At 42.1% G+C, this 11,322-nt stretch carries 11 protein-coding genes; 7 read left to right on the forward strand and 4 right to left on the reverse strand.

The window, feature by feature from the left end; genetic code table 11:
- Positions 1-5: 5 nt before the first annotated feature.
- The 7 genes from trpD (at position 6) to V4T18_RS16835 (ending at position 6,189) form a co-directional block, all read left to right on the forward strand.
- Positions 6-1,043 carry an anthranilate phosphoribosyltransferase gene (trpD, locus tag V4T18_RS16805; protein ID WP_332651385.1) on the forward strand — a complete coding sequence of 346 codons (1,038 nt, stop codon included), beginning with the start codon at positions 6-8 and terminating at the stop codon, positions 1,041-1,043.
- Positions 1,040-1,834, forward strand: coding sequence for an indole-3-glycerol phosphate synthase TrpC (gene trpC, locus V4T18_RS16810; RefSeq protein WP_332651387.1), 795 nt, complete (start codon positions 1,040-1,042; stop codon positions 1,832-1,834). The genes trpD and trpC overlap by 4 nt, the downstream gene beginning before the upstream one ends.
- Complete coding sequence (locus V4T18_RS16815; RefSeq protein ID WP_332651389.1) at positions 1,831-2,448, forward strand: phosphoribosylanthranilate isomerase; 618 nt, start codon at positions 1,831-1,833, stop codon at positions 2,446-2,448. Before trpC ends, V4T18_RS16815 begins: the two co-directional genes overlap by 4 nt.
- Positions 2,445-3,635, forward strand: coding sequence for a tryptophan synthase subunit beta (gene trpB / locus V4T18_RS16820; protein ID WP_332651391.1), 1,191 nt, complete (start codon positions 2,445-2,447; stop codon positions 3,633-3,635). Before V4T18_RS16815 ends, trpB (V4T18_RS16820) begins: the two co-directional genes overlap by 4 nt.
- Complete coding sequence (trpA, locus tag V4T18_RS16825) at positions 3,632-4,411, forward strand: tryptophan synthase subunit alpha (protein ID WP_332651393.1); 780 nt, start codon at positions 3,632-3,634, stop codon at positions 4,409-4,411. The genes trpB (V4T18_RS16820) and trpA overlap by 4 nt, the downstream gene beginning before the upstream one ends.
- Positions 4,412-5,572 (forward strand): tryptophan synthase subunit beta, encoded by a 1,161-nt coding sequence (gene trpB, locus V4T18_RS16830; RefSeq protein ID WP_332651395.1) that lies wholly within the window; start codon positions 4,412-4,414, stop codon positions 5,570-5,572.
- Between the two features lie 131 nt (positions 5,573-5,703).
- The gene (locus tag V4T18_RS16835) at positions 5,704-6,189 is read left to right on the forward strand and encodes a GNAT family N-acetyltransferase (protein ID WP_332651397.1); all 486 of its coding nucleotides are present in this window, start codon (positions 5,704-5,706) and stop codon (positions 6,187-6,189) included.
- A gap of 82 nt (positions 6,190-6,271) precedes the next feature.
- On the opposite strand, the gene V4T18_RS16840 is transcribed toward V4T18_RS16835, so the two are convergent.
- The 4 genes from V4T18_RS16840 to V4T18_RS16855 form a co-directional block, all read right to left on the reverse strand.
- A complete protein-coding gene (locus V4T18_RS16840; protein WP_332651399.1) occupies positions 6,272-7,888 on the reverse strand; it encodes a long-chain fatty acid--CoA ligase in 1,617 nt (538 codons plus the stop codon).
- Positions 7,889-8,055: 167 nt separating this feature from the next.
- Positions 8,056-9,009, reverse strand: coding sequence for an L-threonine 3-dehydrogenase (locus V4T18_RS16845; protein ID WP_332651400.1), 954 nt, complete (start codon positions 9,007-9,009; stop codon positions 8,056-8,058).
- 405 nt (positions 9,010-9,414) lie between these two features.
- Positions 9,415-9,735: a YolD-like family protein gene (locus tag V4T18_RS16850; RefSeq protein WP_332651401.1), complete on the reverse strand. Its 321-nt coding sequence runs from the start codon at positions 9,733-9,735 to the stop codon at positions 9,415-9,417.
- A gap of 72 nt (positions 9,736-9,807) precedes the next feature.
- A complete protein-coding gene (locus tag V4T18_RS16855; protein WP_332651403.1) occupies positions 9,808-11,061 on the reverse strand; it encodes a Y-family DNA polymerase in 1,254 nt (417 codons plus the stop codon).
- Positions 11,062-11,322 lie beyond the last annotated feature (261 nt).

Consider the following 11,322-nt stretch of genomic DNA (forward strand, 5'->3'; position numbering starts at 1 on the left):
CTAGGATGCCATTAGAAACTTTTATTTTGCGTGTTGAAAGCGGCGAGAATTTATTATTCGATGAAATGGTTGTAGCCTCACAGTTCATTTTTAATGAAGAAACACCAAAAGAACAAATTGGTTCTTTTTTAACAGTATTAAGTGCAAAAGGAGAAACAGCATTTGAGGTTGCAGGTTTAGCTTCAGTTATGCGCTCTCATGCCGTGGGAGTGGACGTACCAGATGGCATTTATATTGATAACTGCGGAACTGGTGGAGATGGATTACAAAGCTTTAATATTTCAACTACTTCAGCATTTGTTTTAGCGGGTGGCGGCCTGCTCGTTGCGAAGCATGGGAACCGTAAAGTTTCAAGCCTTTCTGGAAGCTCGGACGTATTAGAAGCACTTGGAATTGGGCTACTCTCGTCCTTCCAGCAAACAGCGGAACTATTAAAACAGGAAGGAATCGCTTTTTTACATGCTCCCACTGTTCATCCCAAGCTAAAGCGAATTGGAGAAGTACGTCAAGCTATTGGGAAACCAACAATTTTCAATATGGTCGGTCCATTAACAAATCCCGTGCCGTTAAAGACGCAATTTGTTGGCATTAACCGTCCAAGCTTTACAACAGATTATGCACAAGTGTTGCACATGCTCGGACGTGAGCGTGCCATTGTTGTATCGGGTGCCCGTGGAATGGATGAGGCTTCACTCCAGGGAGAAAATACATTCGTGCTCCTTGACCATGGTGATATTTTACCGTTTAAGCTCCGTGCAGAAGATGTTGGTTTAACACCGCAGCCCTTATCTGCCATTCGTGGTGGAGATGCTGTAGAAAATGCGCAAATTATGCGGGATCTTTTAGCTGGAAAACAAAGTGCATATTTCGACACGGTCATATTAAATGCAGGAATTGGCTTCTTTGCATATGGCTTAGCTAGCACGATGAAGGAAGGCATTGATATGGCGAAGGATAGTATTTTCTCAGGTCGTGCACGAAATAAATTAGACGCTGTTGTTGCTTATAGTAAAAAATTGCAGGAAGAAGGTGCTACCAGATGACCATTTTAGATAAGATTATTGCCAATAAAAAGTTAGAACTACCAGAACTTCTAGGAGCCCTACCGAAGTTCCATACGCTTGAAAAACAACGCCCTTCCCTATATGAAACATTAATCTATGACAAACAGCTTCAAGTCATTGCAGAAATGAAGCGTGCCTCTCCGTCCAAAGGAGATATTGCAACAGGTGTAGATCCTGTCCAACAGGCGTTAACCTATGAGAAAGCAGGTGCCGCTTGTATTTCAGTGCTAACAGAAAGAAAATTCTTTAAAGGCTCCTATCAGGATTTAAATGCGGTGGCAAATGCTGTAGCAATCCCTGTGCTTTGCAAGGATTTTATCATTCACGAGGTGCAAATTGACTATGCGAAGGCTGCTGGTGCCTCTGTTATTTTATTAATTGTTGCTGCTCTAACAGATGAAGAATTGCAAAGCTTATACAGCTATGCAACGAAAAGTGACTTAGAGGTACTTGTAGAGGTGCATGATGTGGAGGAGCTAGAACGCGCTCTTTTAATCGATGCAAAAATTATCGGTGTTAATAACCGTAACTTAAAAACGTTCGAGGTAGATTTAAAGCAAACAGAAAAGATCTCTTCCGCTTTAAACCGTAGCGATATTGCCTTTATTAGTGAAAGCGGTATTTGGAATAGTGACGATGCTTCGCAGGTTGCAGGCTTTGGTGCAAAAGCCGTGTTAGTTGGAGAATCACTGATGCGTAGTGAACATGTCGCGGAAAACCTTCAAGCACTTCAAGTACCCATCCCGATGAAAGTTGGCGAATCGCAATGACCGTTGTAAAAATATGCGGTTTAACACGCGAGGAGCATGTCGAAACAGCAGTTGCGGCAGGTGTGGATTTTGTCGGATTTGTTTTTGCGCCGAGTAAACGACGGATATCTGTTGAAGATGCACAGAGACTCTCAAAAAAAATTCCATCACATATAAAAAAAGTCGGTGTTTTCGTCAACGCTACTCGCGATGAGATTGAACAAATCGCTAAAGACGTACCGCTTGATTTTATTCAATATCACGGTGATGAGAAGAATGAATGGATTAACTCTATTGGCCTACCATCCATCAAGGCCTTTTCGATCCATTCAAAAGAGGATGTGGAAAAGGCTGCCCTCTATAGTGTCGACTACTATTTATTCGACGCACCTGGGACAGATTATCGCGGAGGTAGTGGGCATACGTTTGACTGGACGCTACTAGAAGAAGCTCACATCTCAATGGATAAGGTCATTTTAGCTGGCGGCTTGCATGCTGAAAATGTCTCTCAGGCAATCGAGCTTGTAAAGCCGTTCGGGGTTGATGTATCAAGTGGTGTTGAAAAGGACGGAATGAAGGACCACGATTTAATAAAAGCATTTTTAACTGAGGCTAAAGGAGCGAAGAAGCAATGACTACAAAGATAAAGGGGCGTTTTGGTGAGTTTGGCGGTCAATTTGTGCCAGAAACCTTGATGACCCCGTTAATAGAGCTTGAACAAGCCTATGAGGAAGCAAAGCAGGACCCAGAATTTCATGAAGAATTAAGCTACTATTTAAAAAACTATGTTGGGCGCGAAACACCGCTATATTTCGCCCAGCGTTTAACAGAAAAATGCGGCGGGGCAAAAATTTATTTAAAGCGTGAGGATTTAAACCATACAGGGGCACACAAAATCAATAATGCGCTCGGGCAGGCACTTCTTGCTATCCGCATGGGGAAAAAGAAAATCGTAGCTGAAACAGGCGCTGGTCAACATGGTGTGGCAACGGCTACTGCATGTGCCCTGCTTAACCTTGAATGTATCGTTTATATGGGGGCTGAGGATGTAAAGCGCCAAGCATTAAATGTATTCCGAATGGAGCTGCTAGGTGCGAAAGTAGTCGCTGTAGAAAAAGGCTCTGCTACATTGAAGGATGCTGTAAACGAGGCACTTCGTCACTGGGTTACTCATATTGAAGACACACATTATATATTAGGCTCAGCACTTGGTCCTCACCCGTTCCCAACCATTGTACGTGATTTCCAACGTGTCATCGGGGATGAAGCACGCGCACAAATTCAAGAGCAGGAAGGTCGCCTACCGGATGCTGTTGTTGCTTGTGTAGGTGGCGGTAGTAATGCAATTGGCATGTTCTACCCGTTCGTTGAGGATCTTGATGTGAAATTAATTGGGGTGGAAGCGGCAGGCAGCGGAATCGAAACAGGCAAGCATGCTGCAGCAATTGCCGGCGGACTAAAGGGCGTATTGCACGGTGCCTATATGTACCTGCTACAGGATGAAAATGGTTTTGTTCAGGAGGCCCACTCGATTTCAGCTGGTCTTGACTACCCTGCTGTCGGTCCAGAGCATTGCTATTTATCGGATATTGGTCGGGCTACATATGATGCCGTGACTGATGCGGAAGCGCTCCAGGGTGTAAAGCTACTTTGTGAGACAGAAGGCATTTTACCCGCGTTAGAAAGTGCACATGCGATTTATTTCACATCACAGCTAGCTCCAACAATGGCTAAAGATGCTATCATTGTCGTTTGTTTATCAGGACGCGGTGACAAAGACGTGCACACATTAATTGACGCAATGGGAGGTGGGGTGAGATGACGTTACAAGGAGCAATTGAAAACGTAAATGCGCGCGGTGATCAGGCATTTGTTCCTTATATTATGGCAGGTGATGGTGGACTCGAGGCGCTTCGTCATACGATTCTACGTTTACAGGAGCTTGGCGTTACTGCAATAGAGGTCGGTATCCCCTTTACAGACCCTGTTGCAGACGGCCCAACGATTGAAAAAGCCGGTGAACGTGCACTCGCAAACGGCACAAACCTACGAAATGTATTAGCGACATTAAAGGAATTTACGGCTGAAGTAACGATTCCCCTTGTGGCGATGACCTATTTAAACCCTATTTTAGCTTACGGTGCAGCAGCATTTGCACGTGATGCTTACGAGGCTGGGATTCGTGGTGTAATCGTACCTGATATGCCACTTGAGGAAAGTGCCATTATTCATGAGGAGCTTCGCGAGGCAGGCATCTCTCTTATACAGCTTGTGTCTCTAACAAGTCCGCCAGAACGGATTGCAAAGCTAGCGCAAGCAAGTGAAGGCTTTATTTATGCGGTCACAGTAAACGGCATTACAGGTGCACGTGCTGATTTCGCTAACAATTTAGCGGCGCATTTTGATCAATTAAAATCCTATAGCTCGATCCCTGTGTTAGCAGGATTCGGCATTTCAACACCCGAGCATGTTACAGATTTCGCTACATTTAGCGACGGGGTAATTGTTGGAAGCAAGGTTGTAGACGCCTTAGCAAACAGCGACTGGGGTTCAATTGAAAAGCTAATTCAGGCATCAAAACAAATGGAGGTAAAATAAATGACAACAACTACAAAAAAAGGCTATTTCGGTGAATTTGGTGGCAGTCTAGTACCGGCAGAATTACAAAATGTATTAGATATTTTAGAGGAAAACTTTAATAAATTTAAAGACGATGAAGATTTTAATCGTGAATTAAACTACTATTTCGAGGAATATGTTGGGCGCAAATCCCCTCTTTATTTCGCTGAAAACCTAACAAAACAATGTGGCGGCGCAAAAATTTATTTAAAGCGTGAAGATTTAAACCATACTGGCTCTCATAAAATTAACAACGTATTAGGGCAAATCCTACTTGCAAAACGTATGGGTGCCAAACGTGTTATTGCAGAAACAGGTGCAGGACAGCACGGTGTAGCAACAGCAACTGTCTGTGCAATGTTCGGCATGGATTGTACAATTTATATGGGGGCTGAGGATACAAAACGCCAAGCACTAAACGTATTCCGTATGGAGCTTTTAGGTGCAAAAGTGGTTGCTGTAGAGAAAGGCCAAGCTCGTCTAAAGGATGCGGTAGATGAAGCCTTTGCCGATCTTGTAGAAAACTATGAAAATACGTTCTATTTACTTGGATCGGCAGTTGGTCCTCACCCATTCCCAACGATGGTAAAGCACTTCCAATCTGTTATTTCAAAGGAATCAAAAGAGCAGCATTTAGCGAAGGAAGGTAAATTACCGACTGCTGTACTTGCATGTGTTGGTGGCGGTAGTAATGCAATCGGGGCTTTTGCAGAATACATTGATGACGAAGACGTTCGATTAATCGGTATCGAGCCTGACAAAGCAGCAACGATGGCATTAGGAACACCTGGTGACCTACATGGCTTCCGATGCTTAGTCCTACAAGATGAGGAAGGCAATCCACTTCCAACGTATTCAATCGCAGCTGGTCTTGACTACCCTGGTGTAGGTCCAGAGCATAGCCATTTAAAAACAATTGGGCGTGCAGAATATGTAACGATATCAAATGAGGAAGTATTAGAAGGCTTCCAAACGTTATCAAAAGTGGAGGGTATTATTCCTGCATTAGAATCTTCTCATGCGGTAGCCCATGCATTGAAATTAGCACCAACCCTATCTCCAGAAGATAGCATTATCATCAACATTTCAGGTCGCGGCGATAAAGATGTAGAGCAAGTTTTTGAAATGCTAAATAAATAATACCATTATGAGAGCTCTGAAATTTTCAGGAGCTCTCTTTATTTGTCGCTCAGGTTTTAAAACCAGTTGAATATAAATTCGCAAAACTTTATAATTATACAAAATACTGAAAGAGGAGTTGTATAATTATGATGATTAAATTAGATTCGGATGCGGAAATTATATACGATATTATGATGGATGCTTTTTCTGAGTATAAAACCGATCCTATGCCTTCTTCAGCTTTAAATGAAACGGTCGCATCAATTTCCAGAAATTTAGAAAGCGGAGAACTAGCATTAGTCGGCTATTTAGACCAAGAACCTGTTGCAATGGTTCGATTCAAGTTAGCTGACAACTATTTATATTTTTCTCGCCTTTCTGTTAAACAAGCATTTCAAGGAACAGGGATGGCTAAAAAACTCTTACATGCATTAGAAGGTTTCTCTTTATCAAAGGAGATTTATGAAATCCAATGTAAAGTTAGAAAGTCTGTTCCAAGAAACCTCATGTTATATGAGTCACTAGGATATGAAATTTATGATGAAGATGACATTACAAATGCTAACGGAGATATTATTAAAACTGTTTCCATGAGAAAATTATTAAAAAATCAGGCCAAGCAAAAACTGGGATAGCATTGTGCTATTCACAGCCTCTTCTCCTCTAATAAAAATAATCCGTAATAAAAATGGTTAGTTTTTATCACGGATTATTAATTTATAATGTCAGCCCTGGATAAATTTCATTTATATTTTCTCGTAGCTTAGCCTTTAAAAACTTTCCTACTGAAGTTTTCGGAATTTCATCTAGGAATACAATATCCTCTGGCATCCACCATTTCGCGAACTGCTCACTTAAATAGGCCATTAACTCTTCCTTTGTTACCGCTGCGTTATCCTTTAAAACAACACAGGCTAACGGGCGCTCCTGCCATTTCGGGTGTGGGATAGCAATAACTGCAGCCTCGAACACATCCGGATGCGACATTAGACCGTTCTCTAAATCAACAGAGGATATCCACTCACCGCCTGACTTAATTAAGTCCTTCGTTCGATCCGTAATTTTAATAAAGCCTTCCGTTGATCGAACAGCGATATCACCCGTGTATAACCAGCCGTCGTGAAAGGCATCGGCTGTACGTTCATCCTCATAATATTCACTAGCAATCCACGGACCACGTAGGCGTAGCTCTCCCATCGTTTCACCATCCCAAGGCACTTCCCCGTTCTCATTCACGATACTGGACTCAATACCTGGCACGGTTAATCCTTGCATTGCACGTGCCTCAATTTTATCTTCAGTTGGCCAATCATCCATTTTCTTCAAATAGTTCGATAAAGTTACAATTGGTGAGGTTTCCGTCATACCATATACGACGATATAATTTACCCCGTACTTTTCCTCGTACGTACGAATTAATCCTTTTGGTGAGGCTGATCCTCCGCAATAGATGGCCTGTAGCTTACTTAAATCACGCGGACGTTTTTCCATTTCCTGCTCTGCACCTATCCAAATTGTCGGGACGCCTGCCGTTTTGGTAACACCTTCCTGCTCGATTAAATCGAGTATTAACGCTGGAGTAAATTGTGGACCCACTAACATCTGTGTCGCCCCAACATTAACGCTCGCATATGGCATCCCCCATGCATTTACATGGAACATTGGCACAATCGGCATCACAACATCACGCTCTGATATCCCCATTGTATCTACCATCGATAACATCATGCTGTGAAGTACAAGTGAACGGTGTGTATATACGACACCCTTTGGATTTCCCGTTGTGGCACTTGTGTAGCACATACTTGCAGGCGAATTTTCATCCAAGTCTGTTGGGAACTCGAACTGCTCATCCGCCTCAGCGAGTAATCTTTCATAGGATAATGCGTTTGGTAGCGTTGTATTTGGCAGTTCCCCATCTGCCATAATAATGAAATGCTCGACCGTTTTTAAATCCGCTTGAACTTCCTCAATTATTGGCACTAAATCTTCATCAATGATTAGTATTTTATCTTCGGCATGATTAATAATATACGTAATATGCTCTGGTGATAGGCGAATGTTGACCATATGTAAGCAAGCACCTGCACACGGTACAGCAAAATAAGCCTCTAAATGACGATGTTGATTCCATGCGAACGAAGCAATTTTATCCCCTTTTTGCATGCCTAGCTCTGTTAATGCATGCGCTAGCTTACGCGTACGTTTCCCCCACTCCGCATAAGTTAATCGGTGAATCATTGTATCACTTGTTCTGGAAATAATGTGATTATGTGCGTAATAGGTTTCCGCACGTTTGAGTAAATCCGTTAATAATAACGGTGTTTGCATCATGTGAATCATCCCCTTTTCCAATATGAAACTTCTCCCAACATTATAATTTTAATACAATATACTGAAATAAGTAAATATTCCGGTTATTTTTGTTAGATATTTCTCATTACTATTCTGCAAAAAATAAAAAGCAAGTAGCGGATTTTGCTACCTGCTTGATTTTATATTTATGAAATGGCCTTTTTCGTTAATTTCTTTTTTAATTTTTGCAGCATATCAATTGTCATTTTTTCTAAATTATATTCTACTTTAAAGCCCCATTCTTCACGCGCCGCTGTAGAATCAATCTCATTCGGCCAGCTATCTGCAATCGCTTGACGAACAGGATCGACTTGATAGCTCATTTTAAAATGTGGAATATGCTTACGAATTTCCGCTGCGATTTCACTTGGCTCAAAGCTCATCGCTGAAATATTGAATGCATTACGATGAATCAGCTTTGATCCATCTGCCTCCATTACATCAACTATCGCCTGCAATGCATCTGGCATATACATCATATCCATATATGTGCCTTCTGCAATGTACGATGTGTAGCGCCCTTCTTCAATCGCCTTATAATAAATATCTACCGCATAATCCGTCGTCCCACCACCCGGAGGCGTAACATATGATACAAGCCCTGGGAAACGGACACCGCGTGTATCTAAACCGTAACGCGCATGATAATAATCACAAAGCAGCTCACCCGCTACTTTGTTGACGCCATACATTGTTGTTGGCCGCTGTAGCGTATCCTGTGGCGTATCATTCTTTGGTGTTGTCGGACCAAATGCACCAATTGAGCTCGGTGTAAAAAACTGCATTTCCCGCTCACGTGCAACCTCTAGTGCATTCATAAGTCCACCCATATTTAAATTCCAGGCTAAAAGTGGATTTTTTTCAGCAGTGGCAGAAAGTAAAGCTGCCATATGAATCATCGTATCGGCGCCAAAATCTTTAGCTAATGTATACATCCTTTTGCCATCCATTACATCTAGTACTTCAAACGGTCCCGCACTATTTATAATTTGGCGAATGTCGGTGGCAAGTACAGCATCCTGGCCGTAAATTTCTCTTAACTTTACAACTAACTCTGAACCGATTTGTCCTGAAGCACCGGTTACCATAATCTTTTTCATTTTCAAGTACCCTCCTCTGACGTAATACAAATGTACACTGTAAAAATACAATAAATACAACCGAAACGTTATTAAATCAACATTTATTTGTATTTGAATTGTACATTGTTCTTTTCAAAAATACAATATTTTTTCTTTCCATTACCGAATAATTGATGGTAATCGACTGCTAATGTGCTAAAAAAGGAGCAATCTCATATTACTTGAGATCGCTCCTTCAATTGTTTCATTTATTCGTTCTTCCCTTTAAGTTTTGGCATGGAGAATGCTGCGAAAATTTAAATGTTGAGCTGCCCGCTGTTATCGCTAAAACCAAAAAATTTTATAAGTCTATCTTACCGCTATTATATGCGTCCACTTACTAATCGTGTCGTACGAATGGTTTCAACATTATGACTGAATTCCCTATTCAAGTAATAGTACCCCACATACAGAATTCAAAGAGAACTGACGACCATTCTGCATTTGTAATATACTTCGTTGTGTATCCATGTGGACAATTTTCCCCTGCACTTTATAAAGTCGCTTTATTTCCCAAATTCTCAGCTCTAATGCTAGTTGATGCTCATATGCCCACAAGATTTGCTCCCCCATTTCCTGCAGTGCCCATTCGTCTAACTCTGGCTTAGTAATAATATCATCCTCTGCCTGCCATTCACGTAAAAGCTTCACATGCTCTGGCAGCATCATAGCGTTCCATTTTATAGTGCCCCGATCTCGATTCATCGATTCTCCACTCCTATTTATTTTTGGCTGTGCTAATTAGGACTACAACCCAACTTGTATACGTAAGCTGGATTATTTTTTATGCCCGCCAAGTAGTCCATCCCTTGAAATGGCTGTCCCTGCCTCAGTATAGGAGACAGCACGTAAAATAGCTGTGGAGCCGTATTTCGCACGAATTTGATCCATTACGCGACCAAGCTTACGTCTACGCCATTTTTGATCATCGAATAGACTTAGCTGCATAGAATGCTCGCTTTCTAGATTCGTAATGCTGACTGACAGCTGCCGTGCCGGTCGTTCCCCATAAAATTCATCAAAAAGCTCCACACAGACCTCATAAATTTTCATCGTATCATTTGTTGGCTCATGGATTGTACGTGCTCGCTGAAAGCCTCCACCAAATGCATCCTTACTATAATTCAAGCCAAGTGTAATCGTACGTCCAATCATATTTGCATCACGTGCTCGCCTTGCTACATCCTCACACATTTCTAAAATAACAGCCAAAATTTCATCACGCGTCCGATAATCGCGCATCAGCATTTGCCCTTTGCCGTAGCTGATTTGCCCCTGCATAATTGGTGCACCAATGGTCGAATGATCGATTCCCCAAGCATGATAGTAGAGTTGATTACCAAGTATACCGAAGCGCTCCTCCAACGTTTTAAGGTCTGCATGCGCTAAATCCTTAACAGAGAAAATGCCCATATGATTTAACGAGCGCTCCGTTCTTTTGCCAATCCCCCACATTTCAGAAAGTGGGGAGACTGGCCATAGCTTCGTTGGCACATCCTCATATGTCCATTTAGCAAAATCTGTTTTCTTCGCTTCTAAATCAAGTGCTAGCTTCGCCATGAGCATATTCGGACCCATTCCAATTGCACTTGGAATTTCAAACTGCTCGTAAATGCGGTATTGGATTTTTTTCGCAATTTCCTCAGGCGGTCCCCATAGCTTTTCAGTTCCTGTCAGATCGACAAAGCTTTCATCCACACTATAAACATGGATAGCTTCCTTTGGTACATACTGATTGAGTAGCCGTGTAATTTCCATTGAAAATCGAACGAAAAGTTCCATTTTCGGCTCAAATAACCGAATATCCGGATGCCGCGGGATTTCATAAAGGCGCGCACCCGTTTTAATGTTAAATCGTTTCTTCATCGGTGGAGATGCAGCCAGCACAACACTCCCCTTTTGCTGAAAATTAGCAATGATCGCAATCGGTACCTCCATTACATCTAAATTATGAAGATGTGCCATACAGCTCGCATAAAAGCTCCGCATATCGATACAAAAAACAGAACGATTAGGTGCATTCCCGTACATAAGCTCTCCTCTTTTTAAGAACATTTGTTCTTATAATAAAATGAAATCGATAAAACAGCAAGAGGTGAATATTGGGAGCTGAAGACGAAACTTTAGGAAGGAAGGATTACTATGCAGTGAATGATTTTGTGTGGATGCGCTGGGTTTTGTGCGGATACGCGAGGGTTTTGTGCGGATGGAGACTGCTTTTGTTCGCATACGCGGGCCTTTTGTGCGGATGGAGACTGCTTTTGTTCGCATACGCAGCCTTTTGTGCGGATG

Origin of the sequence: Lysinibacillus sp. 54212 (assembly GCF_036662795.1) — a bacterium.
In the GTDB taxonomy this organism is placed as follows: domain Bacteria; phylum Bacillota; class Bacilli; order Bacillales_A; family Planococcaceae; genus Lysinibacillus_B.